The sequence below is a fragment of the Novosphingobium sp. GV079 genome (assembly GCF_003058045.1).
GTDB classification, from domain to species: domain Bacteria; phylum Pseudomonadota; class Alphaproteobacteria; order Sphingomonadales; family Sphingomonadaceae; genus Novosphingobium; species Novosphingobium capsulatum.
In genome coordinates this window covers 1-16175 of sequence record NZ_QBUE01000012.1, presented here as the reverse complement: position 1 = coordinate 16175, position 16175 = coordinate 1, and the positions used below count along the sequence as shown (strand labels likewise).

Sequence of the window (16175 nt, the reverse complement as noted above, 5' to 3'; positions counted from 1 at the left end):
AGGACTACACACCCCACGCACATGTGCAGAGCCTTTTTCTGCGGGTCTCAGAGCGCGCCATCCGCGCGCTCTTGCCCGGCAGGCTTTGCGGATGGCGTAAATCCGCCATTCCATGAGCGCGCCCGGAGCGCGCGCGGGAGGTGGGCATGCTGACCGCCACCAAGCGCACCATCCGCCTGCGCCCCGAGCAGGAGCGGGTGCTGCTGGCTCTGGCCGAGCGGCGGGGCCTACCACCGTACCGCACGCTACTCCAAGCGATTGACGCTGGCCTCACCGTCATCGCCGGGGGCGCTGCCCGGGACGCCGACACGCGCGAGATCGCCGAGGAAGTCGGCACCATCGCGGTCCGGCTGATCGAGCTGGAGCGCGTGCTCGACCGCAACCTGTTCGTGGCCTGCGCCGCCTATGCCTATGCCCGCAACGCCGCGCTGGGTGCCCGCCAGGGCGATGAAGCCATCGCCGCCGAAGCGCGCGCGGCCTTCGATCGCCAGCGCGGCCTGGCCATGGAGGGGCGGCCATGATCGGCGGGCAAGACTTCACCACCCGCGCCCATGCCCTGTGGCGGATGCGCCTGTCGCAGTACCAGCATCGGCTTGGCTTCTTTGCCAAGCTGCTGGCCGTGATGACGCTTGGCGGGGCGCTGGTCCTCTCCCGCCTGGTGCTTTCCACCGAGACCTTTGCGCTGGCCCTCCAATGCCTGTTCGCGCGCGGCCTTGTGATGACGGGCAATCTCTTGGGGCGCGAGCCCGCCATGAATGTGTTGGTCGATGGTATCCGCGAGACCATGGCCGCCAGCGACGTGGCCTATGGCGCGGATTTCGCCAGCGCTTATCATTGGTGGCTGGCCACGATGTTTATCGGCGCGCTGATGGGCCTTTGCCTTGGCATCATGGCCATCAAGCTGCTCCGTCGCGCCATGGTCGATCAGGGGCAGGACACGATGGGCGACCGGGTGCTGTCCGGCACGCGGGTGATCGACGAGGCCGCACTGGCAGGCATCACTGCCCCGCCACAAGCGGGCGATGAACTCTCCATCGGCGCCATCCCGCTTCCTCGCCGGATCGAGACGCGCCATTTCGCGATGCTGGGCACCACGGGCAGCGGCAAGACCACCGCGCTGCGCCAGATGCTCGATGGCATCGAAAGGCGCGGAGAACCGGCGCTGGTCTATGACACCAGCGGCGAGTTCATCGCCCATTACTACCGGCCCGAGCGCGGCGACATCATCCTCAACCCCTTCGACGCCCGATGCGCCTTCTGGTCGCCGTTCGACGAGATTTCCCATCCCGCCGACGCCGACCGCATCGCGCGTCAGTTGGTGTCCGATACCAGCAGCCAGGACGATGATGTCTGGATGGAAACCAGCCGCATCCTGGTCGCCAACATGCTGCGCTCGCTCTGGGCGGAGGGCAATTGTCGGCTCGAAGCCCTGCTGGAGGCCTTGCAGGTCAAGAGCAAGGACCAGCTCAAGCAATGGCTGCTGCACACATCATCGGCGCGCACCTTTGCCGATGATGCTGATCGCGCCACCGGCTCGGTGCTGTTCATGCTGGCCAAGGCGGCCAACCTGATCCAGTTCCTGCGCGTCGATGATGGCACTGCCGAGCATTTCGCCTTCCGCGACTTCATCGCAGGGCTGGACGCCCGCGAAGGTGCCAAGCCGTGGATTTTCGTGCCGCGCAAGGAGGACTATTTCGAGGCCTCCAAGCCGCTGATGGCCTGCTGGCTGGAATGCGCGGCCAGCGCCGTTCTGGGCCTGTCGCCTTCGCCCAATCGGCGGATATGGTTCATCCTGGACGAGTTGGCTGACCTGCCCAAGGTGGACAATCTGGCCCGCCTGTTGCCCGAGGGGCGCAAGTTTGGCGCTGCGATTGTGCTGACCTTTCAGGCGCTGGGCCAGATGCGCAACCGCTATGGCACCAACATCGCCGAGGCCATGCTGGCCTGCTGCAACACCAAGCTGTTTCTCCAGACCGTGGACCGCGAGACGCGCAGTTGGGCCAGCCAGACCATCGGCGATTGCGAGGTCGAATTGCGCAGCTCGACCGACACGCTATCTTTCGGCGCCGACTTGCCGCGCACCACGCTCAACACCCAGCGCCAGTTTCGTCCCGCCGTGCTGGAAAGCGAATTGCGGCTGGAGCCTCACCATGGCTTCCTGCTGCTGCCCGATGGCTTGCCGGTGGCGCGCATCCATCTCACCGCCGATCATATCACGGCGCGCGGGAGCCCAAGGCAACTCGGCTTCATCCCCGCGCCTGCCAACGCAACCTTGTGGAGCCGGGCCAGCCAGATCAGCCGCGACGCGCGCGCGGCGGGCCAGATGCAGGGGCCGGTGTGATGGTGGCGACCGTCAGCGCGCTATCAAGCGCGGGCCAAGCGGCCAGCTATTACGAGGCCGACGACTATTACGCGGAAGGCGGCCTCGCCCCATCGGAATGGTTCGGCAAGGGGGCGGATCATCTTGGCCTTTCCGGCGAGGTCGATCGCGACCAGTTCCGCGCCATGCTGGAGGGGCGCATTGCAGGCGAGCAGCTTGGCACCACGCGCGGCGGCAAGGTCGAGCATCGCCCCGGATGGGACATCACCCTGTCCGCGCCCAAATCGGTCTCGATCATGGCCGAGGTTGCCGGGGACAAGCGCCTGATCGCGGCCCATGCGGCGGCGGCCAAAGTGGCGCTGGCCCATGTGGAGAAGCACATGGCCGCGACCCGGATCAGGAATGGCGCCGAGGTGAAGCGCGAAGCCACCGGCAATCTTGCCATCGCCACCTTCCGTCACGACACCAGCCGGGCGCAAGACCCGCAATTGCACACCCATGCCGTGGTTCTGAACGCCACACGCGATCAGCAAGGCGCGTGGCGCAGTCTGGAGCCGCGCGCCATCTATCAGCTTCAGAAGGACATTGGCGCGATCTATCGCCAGGAACTGGCCCATGGCGTTGCCCAGCTTGGCTACACGATCGAGCGCGGCAAGGAATCCACTTTCGAGATCGCAGGCGTGCCCAAAGCCGCCGTCGAAGCCCTCAGCCAGCGCACCGCCGCGATCGAGGCGCGTCTGGCCGAGCGGGGCAAGACCCGCGCCGAGGCCAGTGCCGCCGAGAGGCAGATCGCGGCGCTCGACACGCGCGAAGCCAAGGCCAGCGTTGACCATGGCACTTTGCGGCAGGCTTGGCGCGCCGCCGCCGATGGCGCCGGGTTTGATCAGGCCGCGCGGGACAAGCTGATGGCCGAGGCCGATACGCGCGCAGAGGCCATGCGGTCCGATCCTGCCTTGCTGGCGCGGCAGGCCGTGGCCTTTGCCGCCGCCAAACTGTCTGAGCGCGAGGCGGTGTTTTCCCTCCACACGTTGACGCGCGAGGTCGGCGACCATGCCTTTGGCAAGCTGGGGCATGGCGACATCACCGCCGCGATTGCCGAAGCACAAGCGACTGGCACCTTGGTCCCGCGCCCCTATCTCGACCGGCGCGGCACCGAATTTGCTGGCTTCACCACACCATCAGGGATCGAGACCGAGCGCAGCATGCTGCGCATCGAAGCTGCTGGCCGGGGTATGGCCGCGCCGCTCGCCGGGCCAATCGCCGCCGCTCGCGCCGTGGAGCAAGCCGCCCGGCAATCCGAGCGGGCCGGTTTCACCTGGACCGAGGGGCAGCGCCGCGCGACCCTGGATTTGCTGACATCGCCCGACCGTGTTGCCGCCGTCCAAGGCTATGCAGGCACGGCCAAGACTACCACGGTGCTCGCCACCTATGCCCGCGAGGCGAAGCAACGCGGAATGGCGGTCACCGCGCTGGCCCCCACTGCATCGGCGGCGGGCGTGCTGGGCCAATCGCTTGGCCTGCGCAGCGATACGGTCGCCCGCCATTTGCTCGCGCCCGAGGCCAAGATGCCTGGCAGAAATGCCGTCTGGATCGTGGATGAAGCCTCCATGCTGTCCGCCCATGACATGGCCCGCTTGTTGTCCAGCGCGGACAAGGCAGGCGTTCGCGTGGTGCTGGTTGGCGATGTACGGCAATTGGGATCGGTCGGCGCCGGGGCCGCCTTTGCCCAGTTGCAGCAGGCGGGCATGCCCACCGCCAAGCTGGCCGAAGTTGTGCGCCAGACCAATGCCGACACGCGCGAAGCGGTCATGGCCTCCATCGAAGGCCATGCGGGCAAAGCGATGGAAGCGCTGGAACGCGGCGGCGGCCAGGTGTTGGAGGCCGCCAGTGCGGAGGAGCGGCTTGCGCTGATCGCCCAGCGCTACACCATCATGTCGCCAGAACAGCGCGCCAAGACGCTGGTGATCGAGCCTTCGCGCGAAGGGCGAGATCGCCTGACCGGCCTGATCCGCGAGAACCTTGCCGCCAACGGCGAGCTTTCCGCATCGGCGCTGACGTTTGAAAGCCTGGAGGCTAAAGGCCTGACCCGCGCCGAAACCCGCGAAGCCGCCAGCTATGCCATTGGCGATATCGTCCGCTTCACCCGCGATTATGCGGCCAAGGGCGTGAGCCGGGGCGAAGCGCTGCGCATCACGGGCGTCGATCCCGATCGCAACCGTGTTGCCCTTGCCGGACCTGATGGCGCGACAATCGACTGGCACCCCCGGCAATGGGGTGCTGGCCATGTGCAGGCCTATGCGCCGCGCACCATGGACTTGCGCGAGGGCGACCGCATCCAGTTCACGCGCAACGATGGCGCCATGGGGCGGACCAATGGCCTGCTTGGCACAATAACGGGCATTGACCCCGACCAATCGCGGGCGACATTGCAGCTTGCCAATGGCCGGGAGCAGCATCTTGACCTTGCAAACCCCCGCGATGCCCATATCCGCCACGCCTATGTCCAGACCACACATGCCGCGCAGGGCCAAACCGCTGAACGCGTCCTGATCCACGCCAACAGCCGATCGGCCAATCTGGTGGACCAGAAGATGCTCTATGTCGCGCTTTCCCGCGCGAAGTCCGAGGCGGTGATCGTCACTGACGACCGCGACAGGCTGGTGGCCGCGATCTACGAGCGCGCGGGCGAAAAGCAGACGGCGCTGGAGGCCGACACCCCCGCCAGCGGCAAGAGCATGGGACAAGGGGCTGGTTTGGGCTGAATCCTAAGGCTTGGCGGCACGCTGGCCATGGCATCCTGCGCCCCGTCTTTGGCATGAACCGCTCCTCTTCGACAGGCCGTGCCCAGCGGGATCAACAGCCCGCCCGCTCCATTCGGGCCAAGGCCCTCCCGTGTTGGCTGTTTCGCGTTCCGCTGACCCGCAGGGCCGATCCGGCCTGTCCCTTCATCCGCGTTCCCAACGACAGGACGAAGGATTTTCACCATGGCCAGCACCCAGACCGCCAGCATCTATGACACCATCACCAGCCAGATCATCACCATGCTCGAAGCAGGCGCAGGCGAATTCAAGCTGCCCTGGCACCGCAGCGGCGCCCCGCTCTATCGCCCGATGAACGCAGCCACCAAGAAGCCCTATCGCGGCGTCAATGTCATCGCCCTCTGGGCCAGCGCCGAAGCGCAGCATTACGGCCATGGCCTCTGGGCCACCTATCGCCAGTGGCAGTCGCTGGGCGCGCAGGTCCGCAAGGGCGAAAAGGCCGCGCCGATTGTGTTCTACAAGGTTCTGGACAAAGCCGAGGACGAGCAGGCCGAGGAACGCGAGGGCGCAGGTCGCATCTTTGCCCAGGCCTCGCATGTGTTCAACGTCGCCCAGGTCGAGGGTTACGAAATGCCCTATGCCAGTGCCGCCGAAGATTTCGACCCCATCCCCGGCGCCGACGCCTTCGTTGAGGAAACAGGCGCGGCCATCCGCATCCAGGGTGAAAGCGCGCACTACACGCCCATCACCGACACCATCACCATGCCGGAAAAGCGCCTGTTCTTTGCGACCGAACCCGGCAATGCTGGCCAGAACTGGTATGCAACCCTGCTCCACGAGCTGGTGCACTGGTCCGGCGCCGAGCACCGCCTGGCCCGCACCTTTGGCAAGCGGTTTGGCGATGAAGCCTATGCGATGGAAGAACTGGTCGCTGAACTTGGCGCGGCCTTCCTGTGCGCCGACCTAGGCCTGTCCTCCGGACCGCGCCCCGATCATGCCAGCTACCTCGCGTCCTGGCTCAAGGTCCTGAAGGCCGACAGCCGCGCCATCTTCACCGCCGCCAGCGCGGCGGCCAAGGCGGCGGAGTGGTTGGCAGGGGGCGGGGGGTGACCGCGCCCGCCCTCACCTGTATAGCGTAGCTTGACGCCGAACGATCGATTTGTTAGAAACAACCATGAAAATCCGAAACGTGATCCATAAGGGATTGCCGCGTTTCATCGAGCATGACGATGAAAGTGGCCTCCAGCCCGCCGTTGTCGCCAAGGTTCGGCGCATGGTTTCCTTCCTCCAGGATATGGAAGTTGAGGAAGAATTGCGCACCGTCCCCAGTTGGAAAGCGCATATGCTGACCGGCGATCGCAAGGGCACGTGGAGCCTGTTCGTCACCAAGAACTGGCGCATGACGTTTCGGATCGACCGCAACGAAATCGAGATCATTGACCTTGATTACGAAGATTACCACTAGGAGGTGGGCATGAGTGCGATTGCTGGCATCCGCTTGAAGAACCCGGCTCATCCTGGCGGCTTCATCAAGCATGAAATCATCGAACCGCTGGGCCTTTCGGTAACAGCCGCCGCCGAAGTGCTGGGCGTGACCCGCGCGACGCTCTCGACCCTGCTGAACGAACGCGCGCATCTGTCGCCCGAAATGGCGCTGCGGATGGAAAAGGCGTTCGGCGTGTCGATGGATACCCTGATGCGGATGCAGAACAGCTTTGACATCGCGCAGACCCGCAAGCGGGAGAGCGAAATTCACGTTGCCCCGTTCCAGGGCGGTGCTGACGGGATGCCAGCGTCGGCTTGACAGTTCAGATTACAAAGTTTTGTGATGCCGCAACGTAAGCGGCGAAGAGGAATGTTGCATGAAAAGTTTGCTCGATCAGTTGCCGTCTATCGTGGCCGAAGGGAAACGCGAGGCCGAACGAGCAATGGAACGCGCCGAGAGCAACTATCGCCTTGGCCTGCAAACCCGCGAGTTGGTCATCCCGTCAAGGGACAGTAACTGGCAAGACTTCTTTCAAAGGGCAGATAAGCAAGAATTTCAGGAAACCAAAGATGCGGCGAACCGCCTAATCTATGGCGACAATATGCTGGCCATGGCAGCCGCTCTGGCTGGAGATGCTGATTCCTCCTCCCTCCGCTCTAAAATTGATCTAATTTATATCGATCCTCCGTTCGACAGCAAAGCTGACTATCGCACGAAGATCATACTTGACGGCACAAGTGTAGAGCAGCGCCCTACGGCCATTGAACAGTTTGCATATTCAGATACATGGGCAGACGGAACCGCGTCTTATCTAAAAATGATTACGCCAAGACTATTTTTAATGAAGGAACTTCTTTCCGAATCTGGATCCATATATGTCCATTTGGATTGGCACGTCGGTCACTATGTAAAGGTGATTATGGATGATGTATTCGGAAGAGATAGATTCAGAAATGATGTGATATGGCATTACGAAAACAAACTCGGCACCGGTTGGGCGGCAAAAACATTTGATACGCGGCATGACATACTTTTTCTATATTCAAAATCAGATAAATACACCCATAACCTGGTTGCCGAACCCGTTAAAAACAAGAAGTTGCAGCCAGTGACCAAAAAAGTCGATGGCGAAAGAATTTGGCTCAAAAATGAAGATGGATCCCTAATGTATGCCGAGGGAGCAAGTGAACGCCCTGTTGGCGACGTGTGGACTATTCCAATCATAAATCCGGTTGCATCGGAGAGACTTGATTACAAAACGCAGAAGCCAGAAGCCCTTCTAGAGCGCATTATACAAGCATCTTCGAATGAAGGTCAGCTAGTAGCCGATTTTTTCTCTGGGTCAGGCACAACGGCTGCTGTGGCCGAACGCCTCGGTCGGCGCTGGATCGCATCTGATCTTGGGAAGCCAGCTTGTATGGTTGCACGTAAACGCCTGATCGACCAAAATGCGAAGCCTTTCCTTTATCAGCATATTGGCGATTATCAGGTCGAACAGATGCGCTCCACTATGGGGAGTAAGTTCCGCATTGGCGATCTGGCCGAAATCGTGCTGGGCCTCTTTGGCGCGTTGCCGCTACCAGTTGAAGAAAACCCGAATAAGAATATGGGACGGCTACAGGGGAGCAAGACACTTGTTCTGGCAGACAGCCCGAACAAGATGACCGGGCTTGCCACCCTTCGCCGCGCCATTGAAATCCGTGAAAACCTCATGGGCGGATGGGATAAGGTTATCATCCTTGGCTGGAATTTTTCGCCCACCATTGGCCACGATATTGAAGCCCTGGGCCAAGGTGATCGCCTCGAAGTGCTAGTTATCCCGCCCGATCTACTCGACCGGCTCAAGAAGAAAGGCCACAAGCTCAAGGCTGATGAAGTGCGGTTCTCGTCGCTGCAATATTTGAAGCTGGGCGGGGTAAAGCGGGAACAGGTAGGGGAAAACGAATCCCTTTCGGTGTCGATTGCAAACTATGTTCTGCTGTCACCCGAAGCCCTGAACCTAGACGAAGCCAACCGCGAAAAGCTCCAAAAGGTAATCAACGCCGACCCGCTGGCGCTGATTGAATATTGGAGCGTCGATCCCGACTATGACGGAGAAGTGTTCCGTTCCGTCTGGCAGGATTATCGCGGCAACACGGAAAATGATGATGACCCTTACCGGGTTGTCACAACGGCCCGGCTTACCGGCCTGCCCAAGAAGGACGGCAAGCGGCGCGTATGCGTTCGCGTTGTCGATGTGTTCGGGTTTGAAGCCGAAGCAACGGTTGAGGTGGCATAATGGCGAGTATCAATGACCTGTCGCTTGCCCTGGGGCTGACGGCCAAGGTTGAGGAAGTTTGCGCTGGGCTGGAAAGCGGCGATGCTCCGATTCTCGATCAGGTTTCGGAAATGACGGCGGAACTGCTCAAGTGGTGGTTTCAGAGGGAATTTCAGGATGCGCGCAAGTTTAATTTTCACCCCGGACAGCGGCAAGCCCTGCTGAACGTGATTTATGCCCATGAAGTGCTGGGCATCAACACGCTGCAAGATCTTTATCAGGTCGCCGCGCCGGACGTGATGCTGGCGAACGCGCGCGATTCCGAGGTGATCCGCGCACCAAAAAACGCCTATCCTAAATACTGCCTGAAAATGGCAACGGGGACGGGCAAGACGTGGGTTCTGCAAGCCCTGATGGTTTGGCAGATTCTCAATGCCGCTCGCAGCCCGGAAAGTGGCCGTTACACCAAGAATTTCCTCATCGTCGCGCCCGGCCTGATCGTTTATGATCGGCTTCTTGACGCGTTCATGGGCAAGGAACGCGACGGCAAGCGCGATTTCACAATCTCCGACCTGTCGATTTTCCAAGAATTATTCATACCAGACGCATACCGGGACGAGGTCTTTCGCTTTGTGCAGGGTGCAGTCTGCCCCAAGGAGGACATTGGCCGCAAGGTAACGGCTGGCGGCATCATCGCCATATCCAACTGGCATGTCCTCTCAGAAGAAGGGGAAACGCTGGAAGATACGGATATTGATGCGCCGGGCCAATCGGTTGATCCGAAAGCGGTTGTGCAAAGCATCCTACCGCTGACGCCAGGAACCAGTCAGGGCAACGATCTCAACGTGCTGAACCGACGCTATGAGCGTGGCGGCATCCTGTCCTATCTCAAGGATTTGCCTGCATTGATGGTCTTCAATGACGAGGCACACCATATCCATGATTTCAAGCGCGAAGGTGAAGTGACTGAGGTTGAATGGCAAAAGAGTCTCAACCTCATTGCCACACCAAAGGGCAACCGTTTCGTTCAGGTGGACTTTTCAGCCACGCCTTACAATGAGGTTGGTACTGGAAAGAACTCCCGCAAATCTTACTTTCCTCATATCGTCGTAGATTTCGACCTAAAGACAGCCATGAGGGCGGGACTGGTCAAGTCGCTGGTGCTGGACAAACGTTCGGAAATCGGCGCGCTTTCCGACGAGGAACTGGATTTTAAGGCGGATCGCGACGAAAACGGCAATCCGATGCTCTCGGAAGGGCAGCGGATCATGCTGCGGGCGGGGCTGACCAAACTCCGAAAGCTCGAAGCGGATTTCGCCGCTCTCGATCCTGACAAGCATCCGAAGATGCTGGTTGTCTGCGAGGACACCACAGTCACGCCGCTGGTGGCCGATTTCATGCAGCTTGAGGGGCTCGCCGATGACGAGGTGCTGCGGGTCGATTCCAACCGCAAGGGCGAATTGAAGCCTGACGAATGGAAGGTGCTGCGCGAACGGCTGTTCGACGTTGACCGGCATAAGTCGCCGCGCGTGATCGTCAGCGTCCTGATGCTGCGCGAAGGTTTCGACGTGAATAATATCTGCGTCATCGTGCCGTTGCGCGCGGCGGGCGCGGGCATCCTGCTGGAACAGACCATAGGGCGGGGCCTGCGCCTGATGTGGCGCGGCAACGAATATGACGACATTAAGCGGGAAAACCGGCAGCTAATCCGCACCGGCAAGACCCCGAATAACATGATCGACATTCTTTCCATTGTCGAACACCCGGCATTCCAGAGCTTCTATGATGAGTTGATCCACGAGGGGCTGGCCGCTGAATCGGAGGATGAGGACGATCAGAATGGCAGTTCGACGGGCGATCTTATCTCGGTCGGCCTGCGCAACGGCTTTGAGGAATACGACTTTGCCATTCCGTTCATCCTGCGTGAACAGGTCGAGGAACTGGAAGATACTCAGATTGATCCGGCGGCATTGCAGTCGTTCGGGTCATTCTCTCTCGATCAGTTGAAAAATCAGTTGGGTCACGGGGAGAAATTTCACTCCGAGGATGTGCAGGCAAAGACCCGGTTCGGTGATTATCGGGTGCATGGCGGGGTGATGACGGCCACCGGCTATAATGACTATCTGGCCCGGATCACGCGCCGTATCACGGAGGCGGTTACGCTGACGGAAGCCACCGGCAGTTCCAAGACGTTCGCCAACGCGAGCAAGTTTCCCTATATCCAGATCAACCGCGCCGAACTGGCCGAAGGCATAGACGGCTTCATCCGGCAATATCTGTTCAAGCAGGATTTCGAGCCGCTGGCCGATGAAAATTGGCGGGTGCTGCTGCTCGATCCTGTGACGGACCACATCATCAAGGTTTGGGCGCGGGCGATTCTCGAAGCGGAAGACAGTGTGATTGTGGCGGATGCGGAAGTGGCGCACCGCAGCCTGTCCGAAGTGCCCAAACTCGCCATGCGCGAAGGCTCGTCGCTGGCGGTCGGAAAGGCAATTTACCTCCGTCTTCCGTATCCATCCCGTAACGGCGGGCTGGAACAAGGCTTCATGGAGACTTGCGAGAAGGACGCCAGTGTTGATGCGTTCTGCAAGATCAATGAACAGAAACACACGTTTGCCCGGCTCCGCTATATCAAGGAAGATGGCTTGCCTGCCTTCTATTCACCTGACTTTCTCGTGAGAGCGGGCGGCACAATTTATCTGGTGGAGACGAAAGCCCAAGGCCAGCTCACAAGCCCGAATGTCCTGCGGAAACGGAAAGCGGCTGTCTCATGGTGTGATCGCATCAATGCGCTTGCACCCGAACATCGCAGCAAAGCCGAATGGCATTACGTTCTACTAGGGGAAGGCACTTTCTACAGCTGGCGCGACAAAGGCGGATCGGTTGCCGAACTTCTCGCTTACGCTCGACTGCGGCCGGTAGAGGACAAAGGCCAAGCCAAATTCGCGTTTTGATAACGTCATGGTCGAAGCGAACCGGCCAGCGGGAGCGCGCAAGCCGCCTATTCGCCCCATGCCTTGGGAGGCTTGACCTCGACGGGCCGGACGTTTGCGGATCGGATGCTCGCCACCTTCTCATCGGCGAGAGCACGTTCTCGCTCGTCTAATTCCCGCGAGGCCGCCCCGTCGATTAGGCGTTTCTGTAATCGAACGATGTCAATATCACGCCATACAACATATGCCATGCGCGCAGCGCAGAGGGTGACAAGACCGCCCACCGCGCCGGCGACGGCCCGGCGGACACCCTCCGGCCACAGCGCGGCATCGGTACCGCCGATCACCGACAGCGTGACCAGGCTGGCCAGGGCGACCGCGTTGATACCGATGATCCACCCATATTCGGTAGTCACTCTGACAATGGAGGCTGTGAGTTCTTTGCGCTTGTCAGGTTCGAGGCTCTTCCATTCGAGTGCGGGCATCCCGCGATTCAGCCGCACAAACACGGCAGCGACCATGATGGAAAGGGCGACGATGAGTGGCTGAAACGCCCCGTAGAGGCGCGCAAGGGGAACCGCCCAGGCAAACAGTCCGGTCGCGAGAAAGGTAACAACAATGGTCTTCGTTCGGGCCATCAGGCCGTTATCTTTCCGTCCTTGACGAAGCGAGCATACACCTCTTGGAGCTGGTCGGCGACGTTATCGAACTCCAAAAGGTTGCTGCCTTCGTGTGGTAGGTGGAACGGCATACGGGTCCGCAGGATGGCATCGCCATCCCTGATCTGGCCGTCTTTGCCCTCAATTTGCACCTGGGCGTCCGATTCGTCCGCAAGATCGTTCGCAATGGCTTGAAACTTCTTGCGCGATTCCTCGGTCCGGCGCCCACGGACTTTCACCGATGCTTCGACAGCAAGATACTCCTCGGGACCAAGGCTTTCAATGAGCGACTTGGCCTTCGTCTCGCCGAACAGCGCCTTTACGATCGGGACGGCTTGTTGCATCTGGGCGAACTTGTCCGCGATGCTCCGGGAGGTTTTGACCATCCGATTCTCGGTTTCGCCCTCAAAATTGATGACCTGTGGTGCGGATTTTCCGGCGACCCGGAGGTTGCGTATCTCGCCAATGTCGCCCGCTGTCGCTGTCTTGTCGAACTCGGCATTCAGGGTGAACGACAAGGTTGGGTCCACAACCGCGCCACGCGATTTGAGCAGCCAATCGAGATACAACCGCACCAGTTCGGGCGTCATCGAGTGTGTTTTCACGAATAGCATATGATTCCCGATGGCGAGCCAGTACGCCAGCCCCCGGACAAACTGCGATCCCTGCGGAGCTTCCCGCTCGTCGAGGTCATAGACGGTAGCCGTGGTCAGGTTTGACAACTTCACTTCGGAAGGCTTCATGTTGAGTAGCGCCTGCAAGTCCTTAGATTGTGCAAGGCACATTTCCCCAAATACTGCGCTGGATAAATCCGCAACTTTGTTCAGGAATATCTTGCGGCCATCACCACTGCCTAGGTCGAACACGCGATCTTCCGGTCGCGCCCAAAGGGCAGCGGAGCCATTGCTCGTATTCAATGCTTCTCGGCAAAGCGTTTCCAGCGTCTTGCCATTCAGAGCCGTCGCGTCCGCTTCAAAGCAACGATAGTGTACCATGTGGTATGTTGTGCTCATTGCTTAACCGCTCCAACGCATTCGATCCTTGGCTTTATTGCCTTGCATAGCTGAAATGCCAAGTAGACAACGATCAGAAGCAGCACGTAACGTTCAGCTTGGCCTACATCGCTCGTCCAACGGACCAGGGATTACCATTTCGCACCGGCAGTCTGCAATTTCTGCCACGAAATAGAGCGGGTACGTCTGCCCTCTGATGGGCGCCGCCAGCGGCGCATCCCTTCCCTGTTAGGAGTGAGAAAGAGGCGCTGCCTCTTCCTCCCTGCAAGGTACAACTGTGGGGCCCATGCCGAGCGAACCGTTGCCTTGCTGCACCAACATCCGAACCCGGCGGAGGTGATGGCAGGAGCATAACCACCTTTGACCGAGTCAGCCCCGACCAGGGCGGCCATTCATGTTATCCGCCCGCCCGGACCTCAACGCGGGCCGCTCCCTTCGGTCGCAACTCGGGATCAGCTCAGGTCAGGCAGCGAGAGAAGGCGCCAACTCCGCCAACCCCGTTCGCGGCATAACAGAAATCTTCACACGGACATCCTGGTTCAATCGGTCAAGAATGCGCATTAACCGATCGATGGTAAAGCGGTCCAGCTTGGCCTGACGAATACGCGAAAAATCTGCCGCCGCGATGCCTGTGCGCGCTTCGGCATCACGCACCGTCAGCCGCCCAGCATCTAGCGCCTTGACAATTTCGGCGGCAAGGATCGCGCGAAACTGGCGAATGCTGGCATCTGGCTGGGCGAAATCGGCAAAGACGTTGCCAGAGCCGCGCACCAGCTCGAAATCATCGTCATGGTCAGCCATCGAGCACATCCTTCAACCGCTTGATCCGCTCCCGCACGAGGTCGATTTCGTGGCGAGGCGTCGAAATTCCTTTGGTCGATTTCTTCTGGAAGGCATGGACCACCCAGATATCATCGCCCAATTGCAGAGCGTAAACAACGCGATAGGCGTCACCACGCTCCTTGATTGCCAACTCCCACACACCCGCGCCCAAGCCCGCAAGCGGCTTGGCAATGTCGGGCGTTCCACCATCGGCCACAATGGTCAGAGCATCAAACGCCCGATCCATTGCCCGAGGCGGGAACGCCTCGAAATCTCTCCTTGCTGCCTTGATCCACGAGATCGCGCGCAGTGTTTTACGAGCCTTGGCCATATGTAGTCAAATCTGCCAACAAAGTCAATTCGAGCCATCAAGCCACCGCCGCGAGAGAAGTTCGCCGATCCAGAACCTCCACCGCCGTCAACTTGAACTCCGGCGCGAGATGGGCGTAGCGCAAGGTCATCGCATAATCGCTGTGACCGAGCAGCTCGCGCACCGTGTTCAGATCAACGCCGCCCATCACCAGCCGCGACGCGAAATGATGACGCATATCGTGCCAGCGGAAGCTGGAGATGCAGGCATCCTTGAGCAAATGCCGCCAGGAAAAATTAACCCGGTCAAAGCGCTTGCCCTCGTCGTTGAGGAAGACCAGCCCCTTGTCGTCCTCCGCCTGCGCGCGCCAGCCTTGCAAGACACGGGTGGCCTCGCGATTGAGAGGAATGTGGCGCGTCCGCTTGGACTTCGCCGTCGCGCCAGTCACGGTCAAAATGCGGCGGTCCAGATCAACATTCGACCAGGTGAGGTCAAACAGTTCGCCGCGACGGCACCCCGTGTTGATCGAGAGCAGGATCAGCGGCTTAACATGGTCGGTGAACATGACGGTGCGCAGACTAGGCAACTGGACGTAGCCCCGTTCGCGCCGCCAGTGATTGGCCGAATCGCGTTCGGCGCGGCGGCGCTCCTCGCGGGCATCGAGCGCCTTGCGCAACCGGGTCTCCTCGGCATCGGTCAGGTAGCGCACTTTCAACAGGTCGTCCGTGCGCGACTTCTTGACCTTGGCGAGCGGGTTGGTGGGGATAATCTCCCAATCCACCGCCCGGTTGAACGCCGCCTTGATCGAGGAAATGTCGCGGTTGATCGTTTCATGGCTCAGGCCACGCTCAACCTCTCCTGCTCGCCAGCGTTCGATATCCAGGCCCTTGATTTCGTCGAGCCGCTTGTCCAACAGCCCCTTGAACGCAGTCGAAAGCCGCTTGAGGTTTTGGGCATGGGCCTTTTGATTGGCCTTTGCCCACACCGCATAGTCGTCATTCAGAAAGGTGCGAAAAGTTGGAACCTCCTGCTTCGGCTTGCGCGCCGCGATGGGATCGATGCCGCGATAAACGTCGGCCAGGATAGCGCGGGCACTCTCGCGCGCCTCGGCCAGCCCCAGCACATCAGCCCGCCCAAGCCATATCCGTTTGCCCCGCGCATATTCGCAATAAAAGGACTTCACCCCACTGGGCATCACCCGCAAGACCAGCCCTTTTAGGCGTGTATCGCGGTGGTCAACCGGCTTAACCGGAAACACCGCTTTTTCGACTATGGCCTGTGTCAATACGGCTCGCATGGATCACCTCAAAACTCGAATCACCTCGTTCTGGTGGTGCTGTGGTGGTGCAACTTCCTGCAACACGGCGGAACAAAAAGCGCCCAAAACACACAACCAATCTGGTTCTTTGATGCCATAAGCGACTGGAATAAGCAAGTTTTTGAGATGCGTCCGGAGGCATCCTGAACCCCCTAAAATTGCGGCTGGGGGTGTGGGGGTCGGAGGTTCGAATCCTCTCGTCCTGTCAACGGCGGAGCAAAAACCGGCCACTGTGGCGGAGTAAAAGTAGGCCACTGACGTTGCGGCAGATTCAAAGCACAGGGGCCCCGATCGGGGC

Annotated in this window: 13 protein-coding genes; 8 read left to right on the top strand and 5 right to left on the bottom strand. The window is 60.3% G+C overall.

The genetic code is table 11. The features are described from left to right. Positions 1-146: 146 nt before the first annotated feature. The 8 genes from C8K14_RS15155 (at position 147) to C8K14_RS15120 (ending at position 11776) form a co-directional block, all read left to right on the top strand. On the top strand, positions 147-521 hold the full coding sequence (locus C8K14_RS15155) for a hypothetical protein (RefSeq protein ID WP_107717282.1): 375 nt from the start codon (positions 147-149) through the stop codon (positions 519-521). Next, positions 518-2341, top strand: a complete 1824-nt coding sequence (locus C8K14_RS15150; protein ID WP_199223745.1) for a type IV secretion system DNA-binding domain-containing protein — start codon at positions 518-520, stop codon at positions 2339-2341. Before C8K14_RS15155 ends, C8K14_RS15150 begins: the two co-directional genes overlap by 4 nt. Next, positions 2341-5082: a MobF family relaxase gene (gene mobF / locus C8K14_RS15145; RefSeq protein WP_107717406.1), complete on the top strand. Its 2742-nt coding sequence runs from the start codon at positions 2341-2343 to the stop codon at positions 5080-5082. The genes C8K14_RS15150 and mobF overlap by 1 nt, the downstream gene beginning before the upstream one ends. 222 nt (positions 5083-5304) lie before the next feature. Next, entirely contained in the window at positions 5305-6189 is an 885-nt protein-coding gene (locus C8K14_RS15140; RefSeq protein ID WP_107717281.1) for an ArdC family protein, read from the top strand. 64 nt (positions 6190-6253) lie between these two features. Further along, positions 6254-6544, top strand: a complete 291-nt coding sequence (locus C8K14_RS15135) for a type II toxin-antitoxin system RelE/ParE family toxin (RefSeq protein ID WP_107717280.1) — start codon at positions 6254-6256, stop codon at positions 6542-6544. Between the two features lie 9 nt (positions 6545-6553). Beyond that, the gene (locus tag C8K14_RS15130; RefSeq protein WP_107717279.1) at positions 6554-6883 is read left to right on the top strand and encodes a HigA family addiction module antitoxin; all 330 of its coding nucleotides are present in this window, start codon (positions 6554-6556) and stop codon (positions 6881-6883) included. A 58-nt stretch (positions 6884-6941) separates the two neighbouring features. Beyond that, entirely contained in the window at positions 6942-8843 is a 1902-nt protein-coding gene (locus tag C8K14_RS15125) for a DNA methyltransferase (RefSeq protein WP_107717278.1), read from the top strand. Next, positions 8843-11776 (top strand): DEAD/DEAH box helicase family protein, encoded by a 2934-nt coding sequence (locus C8K14_RS15120; protein ID WP_107717277.1) that lies wholly within the window; start codon positions 8843-8845, stop codon positions 11774-11776. Before C8K14_RS15125 ends, C8K14_RS15120 begins: the two co-directional genes overlap by 1 nt. 47 nt (positions 11777-11823) lie before the next feature. Here C8K14_RS15120 and C8K14_RS15115 read toward each other — a convergent pair whose 3' ends face one another. From C8K14_RS15115 to C8K14_RS15095, 5 genes are all read right to left on the bottom strand, one after another. Beyond that, entirely contained in the window at positions 11824-12393 is a 570-nt protein-coding gene (locus tag C8K14_RS15115; protein WP_107717276.1) for a hypothetical protein, read from the bottom strand. After that, positions 12393-13427: a DUF2188 domain-containing protein gene (locus tag C8K14_RS15110; protein WP_107717275.1), complete on the bottom strand. Its 1035-nt coding sequence runs from the start codon at positions 13425-13427 to the stop codon at positions 12393-12395. Before C8K14_RS15110 ends, C8K14_RS15115 begins: the two co-directional genes overlap by 1 nt. A gap of 462 nt (positions 13428-13889) precedes the next feature. Further along, positions 13890-14228 carry a helix-turn-helix domain-containing protein gene (locus tag C8K14_RS15105; protein WP_107717274.1) on the bottom strand — a complete coding sequence of 113 codons (339 nt, stop codon included), beginning with the start codon at positions 14226-14228 and terminating at the stop codon, positions 13890-13892. After that, positions 14221-14580, bottom strand: coding sequence for a type II toxin-antitoxin system RelE/ParE family toxin (locus C8K14_RS15100; protein WP_107717273.1), 360 nt, complete (start codon positions 14578-14580; stop codon positions 14221-14223). The genes C8K14_RS15105 and C8K14_RS15100 overlap by 8 nt, the downstream gene beginning before the upstream one ends. Before the next feature lie 37 nt (positions 14581-14617). Continuing rightward, complete coding sequence (locus tag C8K14_RS15095) at positions 14618-15856, bottom strand: tyrosine-type recombinase/integrase (RefSeq protein WP_107717272.1); 1239 nt, start codon at positions 15854-15856, stop codon at positions 14618-14620. Between the last annotated feature and the right edge of the window lie 319 nt (positions 15857-16175).